The 18697-nt window shown below is 40.7% G+C and carries 13 protein-coding genes; 9 read left to right on the top strand and 4 right to left on the bottom strand.

Translation table 11 applies throughout. From position 1 onward, the window contains the following. Position 1: 1 nt before the first annotated feature. Positions 2-2128, top strand: a complete 2127-nt coding sequence (gene fadJ / locus GQA99_RS16100; RefSeq protein WP_160055580.1) for a fatty acid oxidation complex subunit alpha FadJ — start codon at positions 2-4, stop codon at positions 2126-2128. A 753-nt stretch (positions 2129-2881) separates the two neighbouring features. On the opposite strand, the gene GQA99_RS16090 is transcribed toward fadJ, so the two are convergent. From GQA99_RS16090 to GQA99_RS16080, 3 genes are all read right to left on the bottom strand, one after another. Next, positions 2882-3454, bottom strand: coding sequence for a hypothetical protein (locus GQA99_RS16090; RefSeq protein WP_160055579.1), 573 nt, complete (start codon positions 3452-3454; stop codon positions 2882-2884). Positions 3455-3619: 165 nt separating this feature from the next. Further along, positions 3620-7918: an EAL domain-containing protein gene (locus GQA99_RS16085; RefSeq protein WP_439144429.1), complete on the bottom strand. Its 4299-nt coding sequence runs from the start codon at positions 7916-7918 to the stop codon at positions 3620-3622. Between the two features lie 321 nt (positions 7919-8239). Next, positions 8240-11029, bottom strand: coding sequence for an insulinase family protein (locus tag GQA99_RS16080; protein ID WP_160055575.1), 2790 nt, complete (start codon positions 11027-11029; stop codon positions 8240-8242). A gap of 189 nt (positions 11030-11218) precedes the next feature. Between GQA99_RS16080 and sixA the strand changes: the two genes are divergently transcribed. Continuing rightward, positions 11219-11692, top strand: a complete 474-nt coding sequence (gene sixA, locus GQA99_RS16075) for a phosphohistidine phosphatase SixA (RefSeq protein WP_160055573.1) — start codon at positions 11219-11221, stop codon at positions 11690-11692. A 118-nt stretch (positions 11693-11810) separates the two neighbouring features. Here sixA and smrB read toward each other — a convergent pair whose 3' ends face one another. Beyond that, entirely contained in the window at positions 11811-12338 is a 528-nt protein-coding gene (gene smrB, locus GQA99_RS16070; protein ID WP_160055571.1) for an endonuclease SmrB, read from the bottom strand. A gap of 80 nt (positions 12339-12418) precedes the next feature. Here smrB and prmB point away from each other — a divergent pair, with 80 nt between their 5' ends. From prmB to GQA99_RS16035, 7 genes are all read left to right on the top strand, one after another. Further along, on the top strand, positions 12419-13363 hold the full coding sequence (gene prmB / locus GQA99_RS16065) for a 50S ribosomal protein L3 N(5)-glutamine methyltransferase (RefSeq protein WP_160055569.1): 945 nt from the start codon (positions 12419-12421) through the stop codon (positions 13361-13363). Between the two features lie 55 nt (positions 13364-13418). Continuing rightward, the gene (aroC, locus tag GQA99_RS16060) at positions 13419-14513 is read left to right on the top strand and encodes a chorismate synthase (protein WP_160055567.1); all 1095 of its coding nucleotides are present in this window, start codon (positions 13419-13421) and stop codon (positions 14511-14513) included. After that, entirely contained in the window at positions 14513-15694 is a 1182-nt protein-coding gene (locus GQA99_RS16055) for an MFS transporter (RefSeq protein WP_160055565.1), read from the top strand. The genes aroC and GQA99_RS16055 overlap by 1 nt, the downstream gene beginning before the upstream one ends. Before the next feature lie 28 nt (positions 15695-15722). Beyond that, on the top strand, positions 15723-16859 hold the full coding sequence (locus GQA99_RS16050; protein ID WP_160055563.1) for an ATP-NAD kinase family protein: 1137 nt from the start codon (positions 15723-15725) through the stop codon (positions 16857-16859). A gap of 3 nt (positions 16860-16862) precedes the next feature. Beyond that, positions 16863-17141, top strand: coding sequence for a YfcL family protein (locus tag GQA99_RS16045; protein WP_160055561.1), 279 nt, complete (start codon positions 16863-16865; stop codon positions 17139-17141). Between the two features lie 23 nt (positions 17142-17164). Next, complete coding sequence (locus GQA99_RS16040; protein ID WP_160055559.1) at positions 17165-17704, top strand: RNA methyltransferase; 540 nt, start codon at positions 17165-17167, stop codon at positions 17702-17704. A gap of 243 nt (positions 17705-17947) precedes the next feature. Next, on the top strand, positions 17948-18697 hold a 750-nt coding region (locus tag GQA99_RS16035; RefSeq protein WP_160055557.1), incomplete at its 3' end, for an IS4 family transposase.

Genomic DNA, 18697 nt, shown 5'->3' with positions numbered 1-18697 from the left:
CATGGAAAAGACATTTAATTTAGCGCGTCGTGAAGATGGTATTGCCATTTTAACTATGGATGTTCCTGGTGAAACCATGAACACCTTAAAAGAACAATTTGGGCCTGAAATCACCGAAATACTGGCTGAAATCAAAGCTGACAGTAGCATTAAAGGTTTGGTGGTGAATTCAGGTAAGGCTGATTCGTTCGTTGCCGGCGCTGATATCACTATGCTAGCAGCCTGTAAGAGTGAGGCCGACGCGAAAGCCTTGTCTCAACAAGGTCATGTGGTTTTTTCTGAGCTTGAAGGGTTGTCTATTCCTGTTGTTGCCGCCATTAATGGTGCGTGTTTAGGTGGCGGTTTAGAGTTAGCCTTAGCGTGTCATTTACGAGTATGTAGTGACGATAAAAAAACCATGCTAGGTGTGCCAGAAGTGCAACTGGGTTTATTGCCTGGTGGCGGTGGAACACAGCGTTTGCCACGATTAGTCGGTATTGCGACTGCATTAGATATGATGCTGACAGGCAAACAAATTCGTCCTAAACAAGCGTTAAAAATGGGTTTAGTGAATGATGTTGTGCCCAATTCAATTTTGGTTGAAACCGCAGTAGAGCTTGCTAAAAAAGGTAAACAAGCGGCTAAGCCTGTAAAACAATCTAAAATTAACCAGTTTTTAGAGTCTAGTTCGTTTACCCGCGACATTATGTTTGATCAAGCTCGCAAACAAGTGATGAAGAAAACCCAGGGTAATTACCCTGCGCCTGCGAAGATTATTGATTGTGTGCGTCAAGGTATGAACAAAGGCATGGTGCAAGGTCTTGAGGTTGAAGCGACTCATTTTGCTAATTTAGTGATGTCAAAAGAATCTGCAGCACTACGTAGCTTGTTTTTTGCTACCACAGAAATGAAGAAAGAAACTGGCGCTGAAGGTGCTGTACCGCGTAAAGTTAAAAAAGTGATGGTATTAGGCGGCGGCTTAATGGGCGGTGGTATTGCCTCTGTTACCACGACCAAAGCGAAAATTCCTGCTCGCGTTAAAGATATTTCAGAGCAGGGCTTAAGCAACGCATTATCGTATGCTTATAAATTATTGGATAAAGGCGTTAAACGTCGTCATATGACGCCAATTGCCCGTGACAATATTATGTCGTTGATGACTACAACCACAGAATACACCGGTATCAAAGATGCTGATATTGTTGTTGAAGCGGTTTTTGAAGATTTAGCGCTTAAGCATCAAATGGTGAAAGATGTAGAGCGTGAATGTGGTGAGCATACTATTTTTGCATCAAACACCTCGTCATTACCTATTGGTCAAATTGCTGCGGCTGCAAGTCGCCCTGAAAATGTGATTGGTTTGCATTACTTCTCTCCGGTAGAAAAAATGCCGTTAGTGGAAGTCATTGCCCATAAAACCACGTCACCAGAAACTATTGCGACGACAGTGGCTTTTGCACGTAAGCAAGGTAAAACGCCGATTGTTGTTCAAGACGGTGCCGGTTTTTATGTAAACCGTATTTTAGCCTTGTATATGAACGAAGCCGCTCAACTGTTGCTAGAAGGTCAGCGCGTTGAGCATTTAGATCGTGCTTTAGTGAAGTTTGGTTTCCCAGTCGGCCCGATGACATTACTTGATGAAGTAGGCATCGACGTTGGCGCTAAGATTTCGCCTATTTTGGAGAAAGAGCTCGGTGAGCGATTCAAAGCACCAGCTGCGTTTGATAAATTATTGGCTGACGATCGTAAGGGGCGCAAAAATGGTAAAGGTTTCTATCAATATGGACCTAAAGCCAAAAAAGCAAAACTGGTAGATGAGTCAGTTTACAAAGTGCTCGATATCTTAATTGCCTCAGATAAAGAAGCGAAAGATGTCGCTGAACGTTGTACTATCCAAATGCTAAACGAAGCGGTTCGTTGTTTAGAAGAGGGTATTATTGCTTCTGCAAGAGACGGTGACATTGGGGCAATCTTTGGTATTGGATTCCCACCATTCTTAGGTGGACCGTTCCGTTATATCGACACATTAGGTGCTAAGAACCTGGTCGACACATTACATGGTTATCAGTCTCTTTACGGAGAGCGTTTTGCGCCGTGTGATACGCTGGTCAAAATGGCAAATGAAGGTAGCCAGTTCTATAACAGTTAATTGGTGATTGTTGTTAATCAAAACCGCTCACTATGAGCGGTTTTTTTGTCAAAATAGATAGCGGCTAAATCAACCTTTTGACGGAGTCATACCAATACGTACAAATAAGCGGCAATGATTCGCCGCTTATTTGTTATCGTATGGCATACCTTTGCCTGATTTTTAATCGAATAATGTCATCGTTTAGGGTATAGTGCTCACGCTTTAGTCTAATGTGACAGCTTTGCTTCGAGGGCTTGAGTGCATAATGAATAAATTCAATAGCCCTGAAGTTTGATAGCTTGTTTGATGTACGTCCAAAGGACGATATTTTTTTGACAGTTGAGGTTAAGTGGTATGCCGTTGAGTTTGTTGGTTATTCTTGTATTATCGAGTGCAAGTAGTTGTATCGCATTTGCATTAGCGGCTTATAAGCAAGGGTTAGCGGTAAAAAGATGGGCTTGCCTAGCACTGTTACTCGGTCCGTTTACATACCCCTTATTTAGTGCACATAAGCGTCTGGCTGATGTAAAGTTGGCTCGATATGGTGGTTACCGGATAAAGTGTTAGTGAGTTTAGTGGCAATGATTTAGTAGCATAGACACAACAAAAAAGGAGCCTCGGCTCCTTTTTTGGTATTGAGAAGTTTATTTCCACCAAGCTTTGGCTTGGATAACTTCTAAATGGTTCAAGCCTTCAGGTAGTTTTACCTTTTTACGAGCGGGTTTGGCTAAACCTAGGGCAATTTTTAGAGAAGTAAACATCATACTCTCCTTAAGCTGTTTGAGTGTCTAGAACTTTAAGTCCAGGGATTTTAGCTGTTTGAGTGTCTAGGACTTTAAGGCCAGGGATTTTAGCTGTTTGAGTGTCTAGAACTTTAAGGCCAGGGATTTTAGCTGTTTGAGTTTCTAGGACTTTAAGGCCAGGGATTTTAGCTGTTTGTGTTTCTAGGACTTTAAGACCAGGGATTTTAGCTGTTTGTGTTTCTAGGACTTTAAGGCCAGGGATTTTAGCTGTTTGTGTTTCTAGGACTTTAAGGCCAGGGATTTTAGCTGTTTGAGTGTCTAGGACTTTAAGGCCAGGGATTTTAGCTGTTTGTGTGTCTAGGACTTTCAGTCCAGGGATTTTAGCTGTTTGTGTGTCTAGGACTTTAAGGCCAGGGATTTTAGCGGTTTGTGTGTCTAGAACTTTCAGGCCAGGGATTTTAGCGGTTTGTGTGTCTAGAACTTTCAGGCCAGGGATTTTAGCGGTTTGTGTGTCTAGGACTTTAAGGCCAGGGATTTTAGCTGTTTGGGTGTCTAGGACTTTCAGTCCAGGGATTTTAGCTGTACTTTGATCATCTACCATTGCGAAACTTCCAACAGATAAAGCCGATAAAACCGCTAGTGTAATTATTCCTTTAAACATTTTTATTCTCTCTTTTATAATTCAAGCTCAGGGTTAAATAACAATATTATTTTGACAACTGAGCTTGTAATAGCATTTACCATGCCAAATCTTAAAGAGAATGATTTATTTTTTCATTATTGTCTGTTCAAGCGAATCAAACTTGAGTTTGTCTGCTGTGAGCATCATCTCGAAGTCTGTTTCTGTAATCGGTTTGCTATAGATATACCCTTGAATTTCTTCACAATTCAAGGCCTTTAGTATGTTGAGTTGCGCAGTTTGCTCAACGCCTTCACCAACAACCGTTAAGCCCATATTGTGAGCAATGGTAATAATTGAATCGACCATTTTCAGGTCGCGATCAGATTTGTCGATATCATCAACAAAGGTTTTATCGATTTTCAAACAATTAATTGGGAAGCGTTTCAAATACGATAAAGACGAGTAACCTGTGCCAAAATCATCAAGTGCCAGGCTTACACCCATTTTAGCCAGTTGTTGCATCACTTTAATGGCTTGTTCTGGGTTTTTGATCACAGTGCCTTCGGTGATTTCTAGCTCTAAATGTTTTGCAGGTAATTTTGTGAGTCGTAAAATTGACTCTATGCGTTGTTGCAAGTCTATGAGTGCAAACTGTTTTGACGATAAATTGACAGCCACACGACCCGAAAACAATCCAGACTCCAACCATTTCTGTGCGGCAAAACAGGCTTTGCGTAATACCACGTCACCAATTTCTACAATAAGGCCATTTTCTTCTGCTAAAGGTATAAATTCATTGGGACCAATCAAGCCTAATGTTGGATGGTTTAAACGAACAAGTGCTTCCATGCCGGTGAGGCGATCTTTTTTAACGTCAATTTTAGGCTGATAGTAAACTTCAAATAAGTCATCTTTTAACGCTTCTCTAATGAGGTTTTCTATTTCTAATTGGCGCAACGCATTTTGGTTTAGTGATTCTGAGTAGAATTGATAACGATTTCCACCGGCAGACTTAGCATGGTACATCGCGATATCAGCCTTTCGCAGTAAGGCTTGCTCATTTTGCTCATCTTCAGGGTATAGCACTATGCCAATACTGATCCCCAATACGAGAGATTCGTTGTTTAGATTAAAAGCAGGTTTTAAGCAATTAATCACTTGGGTGGCGATAGCGGCACATGAACCAATATCAGGATGCTGATCAATCAACAGGGCGAATTCATCCCCCCCCAATCGATAAAGACCGGCATGCCCTGGAATCGCGAGTTTGATTCGTTCAGCAACGCCAATCAATAAATCATCACCTATTTGATGGCCTAAGGAGTCATTAATGCGTTTAAAATTGTCTAAATCCAGTACCATAAGAGTATGGTGAATGTCTTTTTTAACCAGATTGCTTAAGGTCACCTGTAAGCTTGAGCGATTAGGTAAGCCTGTTAATAAATCATTGTTGGTTAGTTTTCTAAGTTCTTCTTCTTGTTGCTTACGGCGGGTAATGTCTGAGAACACGCCCACATAATGACTGGTTTCGCCTTGTTCGTTGTAAATGGCATCAATAGTGAGCTCCATTAAGAAATAATCATCAGTACCTTTACAAGCTTCAATTTCACCACTCCAACGGCCCTGTTGTTTTAATATAGTGCGAATTTGTTCAGAATAACTGTCTGGATAACGATTAAAACTGAGTGTTTCGTTAAGGTATTTTGTTTGGCTTGAGGCCGTGAGCTCACAGCAAGCATCATTGACTTCAACAAATTGGTATTTTTCGTTGAGGATGAACATTCCTTCTGAAATATTCTCAATGGCGCGAGCAAATAGTCGCAATTGCTCCTCAGCTTGCTTAATATTATTAATGTCTTTAATCGTACCAGTCATTCGTAATGGCTGATCTTTTTGGTCGCGTTCTACAATTTTTGCGCGGTCTAAAATCCATACCCATTGCTGATTACGCGCTTTAACGCGATAAGCGATTTCGAAATGATCTGTTAGGGCATTAAAATGATCATTTAAGGCCTTGGATACGCGCTCTCTATCGAGTGGATGGATATTACTTTCTTCATCTGGCTTCCCAGAACGTCGACCATCCTGAGGGAAGTCCAGTGAGCCCCATATGTTTGAGCGATAAATTTTACCGCTTTCAATATCCCAATCCCACATTTCATCGCCACTGCCCCACAGGGATAACTTTAATCGTTCTTCACTCAAGGCGATTTGTTTCTGTGTTTGTCGGCGTTTATTAATGGCTCGAATAGTAAGTAGTATAATAATCAGTACAATAATAGTGTAAATCCCCAACGCTACATTAGATAACCACCATGGAGGAGTTATAATGATTTTAAGTTCTTTAATTATTGTTTTATTTCCATTTAATCTATTTTCTGCATAAATTTTGAAAGTATATTTGTCTGCCGAAAGATTTGTGTAAGTAACACTATTACTTCCATTAGTAGACAACCAATTTGTCTCTAAGTCTTCTAAGTAATAAAAGAAATCATAATCATCATTTTTCTCACCTAACATATTGAACTTAATGGTGAAAGGGTATTCTGAGTACTTCAGCCTTATTGACTCGAGGGTATTTAAGTTTTTCGGTAGCTTTGAACTACCTACTTTTACCGGTGAATTAAAAAGAAGTAGTTCATCGAATGAAAGTGTACTTTTCTTACTGGAATTTATTTTGGAAATGATATCTATAGGATCAATTAAGCTTAAACCTTGTGAACTACCTAATAAAACTTTGTTATTAATTGTAGCGGCTGCCTGTGAGTTATAATCTTTAAAAGAGCCATTGTTAGTTGTTAATATATATTTGTTATTTGTTTTAGTGTTTGCGATTATTACCTCTCTATTCGATGCTGCGGTAATAGTGTCGCCTATACTAGTAATGGAGTAAATTATTTTTTTTCTATTTATAAAAGAATTTACTTTTTCATCTTTTAAATAGTTTATCCCATTTCTCGTGCCAAAGTAGATAATGCCATTGTTTTCAGTAAGGTTGAATACAAAGTCTTGATTATATATTTGTTTAAGGACTCTTCCACTATAGCGAAATAAACCACTTTGAGAGGCAAACCACAAAGTGTTTTTTATAAGTAAAGTATCGTATATTGGGTAACCTGTATTGGTGTTTAACTCTTCAATTATCTTTCCATCTTCATCAATAGTATATATATACCCATCAAATGTCGAAGCTAAAACCTTTGTATCAAACTTTTTAATATTGAAAATTATTTTATTAGTTAGTTTTCTAGTTATTCCATCTTCAATTAATAATAATCCTTCACTAGAGCCAATTAACTTTTTTTTATTAATATATACTATGGATTTAGGCCCATGATGTAATTTTGTTTTTTCAATACTAGAGACAGAGAAATCTTCATTGTAATTAAATGTATCACTTTCATTGTTGATTGATGTGATTATGTTTTTGTTATATATAATAGACCAAATGTTTTTTTCTTCAGTATTAATTCTTTTTATATAGTTGTTTTTTTCTGATATTTTAAATATTCCATCGATGTAATTAGATATGTAGATATCAGTTCCTGATACAACAAACGCTTTGTTTAACCTCTCTTTTTTTATATCTAGAGAACCTGTCTTATTTGTTGTTAGTAAATTATTTTCTAGCGTTATTTGGTACAGATTGTTACTGCTAATACCAAATAAACTATTTTTACTTTCACTGTTGTTAATCTCAATTGTTGTAAGTTTTATATCTGATATTTTTTGTAACGTGCCATCGAAAGAGTATATCCCATCATTATCTGTTATTAAAATGCTGTTGTTTAAAAGTGATATTTCATTGGACTTTTCGAATATCTTGGTTGTCAACTTACCATCGACTCTAAATACATCACCATCGTAATTCCTAAGAAAGATCACACTTTTTAATTTGATTACACTTTTTAATTCGCCAATATTATTATCGAATTTTATTGTTTCAGAGCTATGTTTATTATAAATAATTAGAGAGTTATTTAATCCAATAAAAACTTCATTGCCTTGTTTAGATAAAGACCATATGGCTTGTTCGCCAATTTGTGATGATATGTTATTTTTTATGAATGATTCGGTTTCTCTATCAAACTCAACTAAACCTTTATCTGTACCGACCAATAATGTCTCATTATCTTTAATTAAAAGATTGCGAATAAAGGAGCTGGGTAATGATTTTTCATCATCTCCAGCATAAAATTGCTTAAATTCATTACCATCAAAACGGTTTAGACCGTTAATGGTACCTATCCAAACATATCCTTCCTTATCTTCAACAATAGCTGTCACGGTATCTTGAGATAAACCTTCTGTAATCCCATAGTTTACATGGTTCAGCAAAACATTGAAGTTTGATTCTGTACTGTTGTCATCAAAGGCATGTGCTAATGAACAAAACAGTAAACTGGTATAGACACAGATAAATAGTAAGATTTTAGGCATAATTGTTATTTTTGTTCTCAGTCGATGCCGCAATAAATAGAAGAATTGTCTACTTTTTCAGAAACCTGCGTCTTTGTCAAAAGCATGTTAACAAAAAAAACGAGATTGGTAGATTATTGAGCAATTAATCTAAAAAAGATGAGGTAGAGTTAGTTTTCTATCAATAACTTAAGTCATACTAAAGTTTTATACGGCACGTGATTCAGTAAATGGTGTTTACATTCTTTACACTCAAACTTACTTCAACGCCAGATCTTCATCTCGTGTTGAAACAAGCCATCATTAACATGTTAACGTTGAGCGCATACACAATCAGCGTACTGATTAAAATTGAAATTTATCGGCTTGTTGCTTAAAGGCTTTTAATTCGACAATCATGTTATCAGAGCGGAGGCTAGCCTGGCTGTGATGTTGCTCACCACAACTGAATAACACTAAGCGGTCACAGTCTTTACTGCGCATATGAGTCACCATAAATTTAATTAAATCTGCTCTGGTGAGTTTCATCACTTCAGCAACCACGGTTTCACGTTGGTTAAATTGATAATCTCGGTTTCCTAAGCTTACCCAGTAACGTTGGCTGCGGGTTTTTAAGTTAGTGTCATTTTCCATTATTTGGCTAATCATGCCTTGCTTGGTACTTTCCCACTGCTCATTGGTGATTTGCATCACAGCATAGTTAAAGTCAGCGATAAACTCATCAATGGCTTCTAGGAGCTGCCTAGGTCCAGTTGTAGGGGATTGCACATAAAAGATAATCCCAGGGTGTCGATTTAACGGTAAATAACCCGTGCCCACCATATAGCCGAGTTGTTGCTTAGTGCGTAACTCGTGAAAGAAGGTCGAAGACATGGTGTGATTTAACAAGCTAAACAGTGCCATGCGTTCTGGTGTGGCCGCTCGTGATTGATAATACACAATGATGGCACTGTCTTGATGGGCAATGCTTTTTTCACGCAGTAGTGAGCCTCTTTTATCTAGATTGACTAACTCTCTTGAGGATTCAGCGCTTGGCTTGGTGACTAACGACAGCAAGTGTTGTAATCGTTTGCCTAAATTTTGGGTCTCTTGTTCTAACCAATCTCCATAAACCAGCCCCTCAAGATAAACTTTTTTGTAGAACGCACTGACATGATTATGCAAGTCTTCTAAGGTTAGCGCTGCTAATTCTTCAGCCATTCTTGCGGGTTCAAAACTTCTCTTTTGCAGGGTGACCGTTAAGCTGGTAAATAATTGCGATATTGGTTTAGCCTGAGCGACGTTATTCCAGCTGCGCAGAATTTGTTTTTTGATCATGTTAAAGCGCTGTTCGGTAAAATTACGTTCACGCGCTTTATTAATAATCAAAGTTAACAGCTTTTCTTGATTGCCCGTAAAGCCAGTAAGGTGCAAGGTTATTCCACCTTGATGTGGGTAAATGTTATAATTTAACCCTGCTACTTCTGCCTGATAGGTTGGCTCTGTGAGGTAATCGATGAGCATTTCAACATAAAGACGTGTTAATGCTGCCTGTCTAGGTGTTGAGCTGGCTTGATCAGAGTCCAGTGATAGATACAGATGGCCTTTTGGCACATTAAATTCATCGTCTTTTTTGTGCCATATCCTGTAGCCTTCGCCTTCGGCAACAATTTTAGGAACCTTCGTATTGCTTTTGTCTGAGCGAGCTTGAGGATTAGCGACAATAAACGGATTTTTTTCTGGTAACTTGAGTGCCGGTCTTGTGGATACGGACGCCCATTTCTCAAGTTGCTCAGCCGCGATTGAGCTGACTTGGTAAGGCGTGTCATACCATGCGGCTTGTTTTTCTACTTGTGATTCTTTGGCTACGGTCATCAAGCGCATGTTATCTGCAGACATCATCGATAAAAGCTGCTTGGTTTCATGCTCAAGCATTTCATCCATGCGATAATCACCGTAAATAATGTCCTCGATGTCGTAATGATGCATGTTGATGCTGAGGTGACTGGCTAAATCAAGCGTTTTGATTTGTTCCTGGAATCGAAATGCGGTGTCTAGCAAGCTTGCTCGCTCTTGGTAGCGCCATGATGACAGGCCATGCTGTTTGATAAGCTCGATATATTCAAACACGCAGGTGACGACTTCTTCTAATTCCGCATAGCCTTTGTCTGTGAGTTGAATACTGATTGAGTAATCTTTAAAGTTGTAACCATTAACCCCGCCACCTGCAGATAAATTATTGGCCAGTCCTTGTAACTTTAAATACGACAACAGACTGCCAGGACTTTCATTGCCCAGCAGGTGGCTAATAAATGTCAGTGGTTTACGTTTGTAAAACTGATCTATTTCAGGAAGGGTAAAACAGATGCTGACCCGTTTTTGATCTTTCAGCGGTACAATTTGAATGTGTTTTTGTTGTTGCTCTTTGTTTAGTAGTGCTTCTACCGGATAGTGTTTACTTACATTTCTGTTTTCGATTGTTGAAAAGTATTGGTTAACAATGACTTCTAATTCGGCAATTGTCCTGGGTGCAACAACACATAAGGTCATAATGTTGGCACTGTAATGCTGCTGGTAAAATGCCAATAGCTCTTGGCGAATGTCTGCCTGTTTACCCGCTAAAGTGGTTAAATTACCGACTGAAAATTTCGAAAATGGATGTTTTGGATTAACCGTTTCTTTTTGAACTTGATAAACCCGGCGAATATCATCTTTAAGTTTTAAACTAAATTCAGATTCAATAGCGTGTCTTTCACGGTCAACCAGGTCTAAATCAAATTTAGGTGCGATAAAAAATTGACTAAATCGGTCTAAAGAACCTTCTAAAGCATCGGCATTAATACTGTAAAAAAAGTTAGTTTGTTCTGTGCCTGTCCATGCATTGTTATTGCCGCCATGTTGATTAATATAAGCATGGTACTCACCTGAATCTGGGTATTTTTCAGTACCTAAAAACAACATGTGCTCAAGAAAATGAGCCATACCTGGGCGATCAACGGGATCGTCAAAATGACCAACGCTGACTGCCATTGATGCTGCAGCTTGGTTTGATTGCATATCTTCAACCAAAAGTACTCGTAATTGATTGCTTAGCACTCGATATTGATATTGACGATGGTCATTTTGGCTTTTATAAACTGCTGGATAATCAGGCAAAAGGAGGCTCCAGAAAACATAACTTGTTATATAGTGATCTTCTTATGGGCTTTTAGCAAATAGCCAAGGCATGTTTTATGCTTTTATCGACTAAAGTTTAGCTAAATATCGGCGATAGTAGGGTATGTTGTAACGTTATTTAGCGCTACAATTAACGCAGAATGATAATAAAAACATCCAGAGAGAAGTATGCAACTATTTTTGATGCGACATGGCGAAGCAAGTTTTGATGCACCGTCAGACAGAGAGCGTAAGTTAACTGAAATTGGCCGAATTCATAGTGGATATATGGCTAATTGGTTAGTAAAAAATATTAGCCACTTTGATTTAGTGATTGTAAGCCCCTATTTGCGTGCCCAGCAAACGTGGCAAGAAGTCAGTAAACATTTACCTGAACCCCGCAAGCTTGTTGTGCTCGATGATGTTACTCCCTCAGGTGATGCAAAAAGAGCTACAGATGTTGTGCTGGCTTACGCAGAGCAATACAAAGCAGACCATGTGTTAGTGATTGCTCACATGCCTATTCTAGGCTTTATGGTTAGTGAGTTGGTGGCAGGCATTGAACCGCCATTATTTGCCACTTCTGCGATTGCTCAAATCGATAAACACATGCAGCAATGCAGCTTTGTTGCCATGACGGCACCACATCAAGTAGTGTCTTGATTAATTTTATTTGTCTGAGCGTTAATTCCAATACCTAAGGTAAGTCATCACTTACCTTAGCGACTGGTATGTCGTGTTGACACATGTTGTGGTGTGATTTAGCAAAGGTTATCGACATCTAGCGTCGATGAGGCTGTTCGCCAATGTCTATCAGTACCAGTAACGCCGCATCGCCACCCCATTCTTTGGGCGCTTGATGAAACGCTTTTACCTTAGGGTGCTGCGCTAACCACAAAGGCAGTTGTTGCTTTAAAATCCCCGTACCGAAACCGTGCATCACACAACAACAAATACTGCTTTGTTTAACGCAAGCTTGAATCAGTGCTGCCAGTTCAAGTTTGGCTTCAGATTGGCGTAGACCATGTAAATCAAGTAACAAATCGGGCGAATAGTCACCACGTCTTAAGCGTTTTAGCTCAAGCTTATCTGCACTGTCATTTATCCAACGCATAGGCCCATCGACCGGCAATAGCGGCTGATAAGTATCCGAAAAATAGCTATCAACGTGGATTTGACGCTCTTTAAATTCGAATTGTTTTTTAGGTTTGACGGGCTGTTTAAAATGATGGGTATCTTGCTTGAGAGGTTTGATACCGTCTATTAGTTGGTTAAACAGCAACGTGTCTGAGTCATTTTCGTCTTTCATGGCGGTATTGTATTGAATTCTAGGTCATCTTAATAGACATCAGTTACAATAGCGCAGAACAATTTTTTTAGGAGTGTGTTTTGGATAAGATCTTTGTAGATGAAGCGGTCACTGAGTTACGTACTATAGGTGATATGTTGCGCTGGGCTGTTAGCCGTTTTAATGATGCCAATATTTATTATGGTCACGGTACTGATAATGCTTGGGACGAAGCCATTGCATTGGTTTTTCATGCTTTACACTTACCCGAAGAAATCGGTCAGCAAGTTATTTTAAGTAATCTGACGAGCAGCGAAAAACACAAAATTGTTGAGTTAATCATTCGTCGTGTACGTGAGCGTTTACCTGTACCGTATTTAACCAATAAAGCGCGTTTTGCCGGTCTTGAGTTTTATGTTGATGAGCGTGTGTTAGTGCCGCGCTCACCGATTGCCGAAATGATTAATAACCACTTTAGTCCGTGGTTATACAACAAGCCTGTGCACCGCATTATGGATTTATGTACCGGCAGCGCTTGTATTGCGATTGCGTGCGCTCATGCATTTGAAGATGCAGAAGTGGACGCGCTTGATATCAGTGAAGATGCATTAGAAGTGGCGCAAATTAACATTGAGTCACTTGATGTGATGGAGCGTGTTTTCCCCATCCAGTCTGATTTATTCTCGGCTATTCCTAAAGGGCCGCATTACGATTTAATCGTTTCAAATCCGCCGTATGTGGATGCTGAAGATATTGGCGACATGCCAGATGAGTATCACCACGAGCCTGCCATTGGTTTAGCCTCGGGTCGCGATGGTTTAGATTTAACCAAGCGCATTTTAGCCAATGCTGCTGATTACTTGACTGAAAATGGGGTGTTAGTGGTTGAGGTGGGTAACTCAATGGTACATTTAATGGAGCAATTCCCAGATGTGCCATTCACCTGGGTAGATTTTGAATTTGGCGGTGACGGTGTGTTTGTATTAACCCGTGATCAGCTAGTTGAAAATGAATCACTTTTCTCTGTATACAAAGATGTTGAATAATAGAGAGTAAGCATCAGGTAGTTGATTGAATCAAATATAGAGGTAGTTAACGCGCATGTCAGGAAACAGTATTGGTCAAAACTTTGTTGTGACAACCTTTGGTGAAAGCCATGGTGTCGCCTTGGGTTGTATTATTGATGGTTGCCCACCAGGGCTCGAATTAACCGTTGAAGATATGCAACATGATTTAGACAGACGACGTCCAGGCACATCGCGCTACACCACCGCTAGACGTGAAGCCGATGAAGTGAAAATTTTATCGGGTGTGTTTGAAGGCAAAACAACAGGTACCTCGATTGGTCTATTGATTGAAAATACCGATCAACGCAGCCAAGATTATTCAGACATTAAAGACACTTTCCGCCCAGGCCATGCCGATTATACATATCAGCAAAAATACGGCATGCGTGATTACCGTGGTGGTGGCCGTTCATCTGCGCGCGAAACTGCGATGCGTGTTGCTGCGGGCGCAGTGGCTAAAAAATACCTTAAGCAAGTGCATGGTATTGAAATTCATGGCTACCTTGCTCAGCTAGGGCCTATTACTGCCGATACTGTTGATTTAACCCAAATCGAACAAAATGCATTCTTCTTTCCTGATGCGACTAAGTTAGAAGCATTAGATGAGTACATGCGTGGTTTACGTAAATCGGGTGACTCAATTGGCGCTAAAATTACGGTAGCGGCCAAAGGTGTGCCAGTGGGTTTAGGTGAGCCAGTATTTGATCGACTCGATGCTGATATTGCTCATGCGCTTATGGGCATTAATGCCGTTAAAGGTGTCGAGATAGGTGATGGTTTTGGTGTGGTTACCCAAAAAGGTTCTGAAGGTCGCGACTTAATGTCACCAGAGGGTTTTGCATCTAATCATGCTGGTGGTGTGTTGGGCGGTATTTCATCAGGCCAGCCCGTTGTGGCTCATATAGCGTTAAAGCCAACATCAAGTATCAGTGTGCCGGGTCAAAGCATGACAGTGCAGGGTGATACGGTTGATATGATCACCAAAGGTCGACACGATCCTTGTGTGGGCATTCGTGCAGTACCTATTGCAGAAGCCATGTTAGCGATTGTATTAATGGATCATTTATTAAGACACCGCGCGCAAAATCAAGATGTTGTTCGTCATACGCCAGAGATTGGAATGCGTTAATGCCCTCAAGTCACCGCGCTGAACCAGATTTACGCTGGCTCGGCGCCTGCTATTTCTTTTTCTTTTCTATTCTCGGCATCATGGTCCCCTATTTAGGGGTCTTTTTTGATAGCCGAGGCTTCAATGCGCAAGAAATTGGATTTTTGCTGGCCATTTTAATGGCCACGCGCATTGTAGCGCCTAACATTTGGGCGGCAGTAGCAGACCGAACAGGGATGCGCGCCGAGCTGATCAAGCTTGGTTCGTTCGCCGCAGCAATAACGTACATTAGCTTTTTCTTTGACGGCAGTTTTTTATACCTCGCTGTTAGTTTGGCCATTTACACCTTTTTTTGGAACTCAATTCTGGCACAGTTAGAAGTGATTACCTTAGAAACCTTAGGTGACAAAGCTGAGCGTTACGGCGCTATTCGCAGCTGGGGCAGTGTCGGCTATATTGTGTTAGTGATAAGTGGCGGTTTTGCCATTGATTATTGGGGCCCTGAAGTGCTGCCTTATATGGGCATGATATTATTTCTTGGCTTATTTGCCTGTTCATTACCGTTACCAGCTAACCGCAGTGTGGTGGTTAATCGTGCAGACCGACCTAAATTAACATTCGACGCATCGCTTATTTGGTTTATGTTATCGGCAATGTTGCTGCAGATGAGTGTCGGGCCTTTTTATGGTTTCTTTGTACTCTACTTAAAGCAATTTGGTTATTCTGAAACCGTTGCAGGCATACTGGTTGCCCTTGGCGTATTTGCCGAAATTATCATCTTCTTTTATTCATCTCGGTTGATCCGCCGGTATGGTATTCGTATTTTGCTGGTGGTGAGTATGTTACTGACGGCCGTTCGTTGGCTGTTGTTGGCTTTTGGCGTTGAGTCTCTTTTGCTGTTGATCATCAGCCAAATCCTTCATGCATTTACCTTTGGCTTAGTGCACGCCGCGTCGATTCATTTTATTCATCGGCATTTTAATGTTAGTCATCGCAGTACAGGGCAGGCGTTGTATGCCAGCGTGAGTTTTGGTGTGGGCGGTGCGTTAGGTACCTGGATAAGCGGTGTTATTTGGGGCGATGGTAGCCAAACCATGTGGGTGTGGGTCTTTGCCGCTAGCTGTGCGTTTTTATCTATGATTGCGGTAATGATGATCCCCAATATTAATGGTGAAGCCACTTCTAATACAGTACAAGATTAACATCTAAAAAGAGTCGCAAGGAGTTATCGTGAAACGTTTTCGCTTAGGGGTAATCATTAATCCGTTAGCAGGATTAGGTGGCAGTGTTGGATTAAAAGGCTCCGACGGCGTAGCTTTAGAAGCCATCGCTAAAGGCGCAGTCCCTAAAGCTCAAATGCGTATGCAGCAAGCGCTAGCAGTAATATTACCTTTTGCAGATAACATTGACATCATTACCGCCTCGGGCGACATGGGCGCAAATTTATGTCGCCAAATGGGCTTTACTACCAATGAAGTCTATTACAGCGAAACGACCACCTCCTCGCAAGATACCCAACAAGCTGTGACATGTTTACTCGAGCAACAGTTAGATTTACTGCTGTTTGCTGGCGGCGATGGCACCGCGCGCGATATTTATGCAGTTGTTGAAGATAAGGTGCCCGTATTAGGTGTACCTGCTGGCGTTAAAATTCACTCAGGCGTTTACGGTATTACGCCACATGCTTCTGGTCTGGTGGTGAGTATGTTACTGCAAGGTGAGCTTGTCAGTTTAATGCCGGCCGATGTGATGGACATAGATGAAGTTGCCTTTAGACAAGGAACGGTAAGAGCAAAACGATTTGGTGAAATGACAGTCCCAGCAGAGCCGCGATATATTCAAGCGGTGAAAATGGGCGGTAAAGAAGTGGATGAGTTAGTGTTAGCCGATATTGCTGCCGATATTATTGAATCAATGGACGATGAATTATTCATTATGGGGTCGGGCAGTACCGTTGCCGCAGTGATGGAAGATCTAGGGATAGACAATACTTTACTCGGCGTTGATGTTATTCAAGACAAAACGTTAATTGCTCAAGATGTCAGTGCCAATCAATTACTCGAATTGACTGAGAATTACCCCCTTGAGAAGGTTAAATTAGTGATCACTCTCATTGGTGGGCAAGGGCACATATTGGGGCGGGGCAATCAGCAATTGTCACCAGAGCTGATAAAACGCATCCCAAAAGACAATATTTTTATCCTAGCCACAAAAACTAAGCTTAAAGCACTTGAAGGTAGACCATTAATTGTGGATAGTGGCGACCCTGAATTAGACAAAGCACTCACAGGCTATTACAAAATAGTCACTGGCTACCACGATTACGTGATGTATCAAGTAGCCAACCCAGATTTAGTGGAGAACTAAACCATGTTAGAACAGTACGATGCAGCATTAGAATCTTGGATTGAAGAAAGCGTAAATAACAGTGACGATGATGCATTGTTTGCTTGTGGTTACTTACAAGGTCATATCGCTGTTGTGTTAGCTGAGTTAGAAGTCGAAGCTGAGCAAGATTTAGCGGCTCTCGATCAAAAAATATTAACCTGTTTAGCATTAGCAGATAAAGAATTAAATGCAGATGACTACGCGCTAGTAGAAGCTGCCTGGCAACAACTGCGTCAACGTATCGTCGCGCAAGCTGCATAAATTTGGAATAGATAAACAGTGTTATGGTAAATCCGTCTTCGCAAGTGACTATTGGTTTAGTCAACCCCAAAACCCCGGTTAACGTTGGCGGCATTATGCGGGCAGCAGGCTGTTATGGTGTCGACAGTGTCTGTTATACCGGCAAGCGTTACGAGTTAGCTGCTAAGTCTGGTGATGCGCAATATGATGTCGATACTAAAGATGCAGCTAAACGTATTCCGTTAGTGGGGGTTGAGTCATTACTTGAAAGCGTGCCTCAAGGCGCAACCATTGTATGTGTTGACTTGGTGGTTGGCGCGACACCGCTGCCATTATTTACTCATCCCGATAATGCATTTTATATCTTCGGCCCAGAAGATGGCACGATTCCGCAGCAATTAATTGATGCAGCGACTGATGTTGTTTATGTGCCGACGGTAGGTTGTATGAATTTAGCGGCATCAGTCAATGTACTACTTTATGATCGCCTTGCTAAAATGACCCAAGTTGAAGCGGATGATGAGTTAATTAAACAAAGTCGTGACAATAATAACCGAACTAAAGTGAAGCATTGGTTGAAGTAAGTTCGTTCAATATCATATTTATTCGAAAATGCCGAATGAGAAATCATCCGGCATTTTTTATGCTTGTTAATTTTAATTATCCAATACCATTTAGTGTAAATAAGTAATGACTCAGCGAGAGTTTAAAAGGGCTTCATAGACAGGATCTTTAGCAATAAACCTATATTTTAGATAGAAAAAAGGCCTTATTTATGATCTGATAATTGTCGCCAAACAAATCAACATGACCAATAAATAAAGCCAATGACAATTATCACCTTAAAAAAGCAATTTATGCAATTCTTCAATGCAGACATCCTTCAAAAAATGGCGAAGCGTACTGGGTTTATACAGCGAAATCGCGCTGTATTACCTGAACTATTGGTGCCGAGCTTGGTCTCTGCGTTGAGCAAAGGGAACTGCCATGCCATTGCTGACTTACATCGCCAGTTTAATGGTATGTGTCTGACAGAAAATGATAATGTGGCTTACAAACCTTTTCATAATCAGCTCCGCAAAGCCGCCTTTGCTGATTTTATGAAGCAACTGGTTCAGCTGGCTATCGCTCAGTTTGCTCGCCAACAATGCGCTTCGCTTCCGAAGAAGTTGTCAGGCTTTGATGATATTTTGCTTCAGGACGGCAGTTCTTTTCATGTTCACAGGGCGTTAGCTGACGTGTACCCAAGCCGCTTTAAGCGTAATCCTGCTGCGATAGAGTGCCATATGACCATGTCATTGCGCACATTTAATCCCACAGCAATGGCGATAAGTGCTGATACCGCTTCAGAAAGAACCTATCTCCCCATGGCCTTTAGAATGAAAAATACACTGCTTCTGGCTGATGCGGGCTATCCTGATTTCGAATATTTTGCCAATGTGGAACGGCATCATGGTTTCTATATTTTTCGGGGGACAAAGTCACTCAACCCAAGAATAGTTGAAGCTAGAAATGGCAAGGGCCGTGTGCTGCCTAAGCTTGCCGGAGTGAAACTTAAAGACATCACGCGTCGCACC

Origin of the sequence: Shewanella litoralis, assembly GCF_009828585.1 — a bacterium.
GTDB classification, from domain to species: Bacteria; Pseudomonadota; Gammaproteobacteria; order Enterobacterales; family Shewanellaceae; genus Shewanella; species Shewanella litoralis.
Note: the sequence above shows the minus strand (reverse complement) of the source record. Positions and strands in the feature narration are given on the sequence as shown.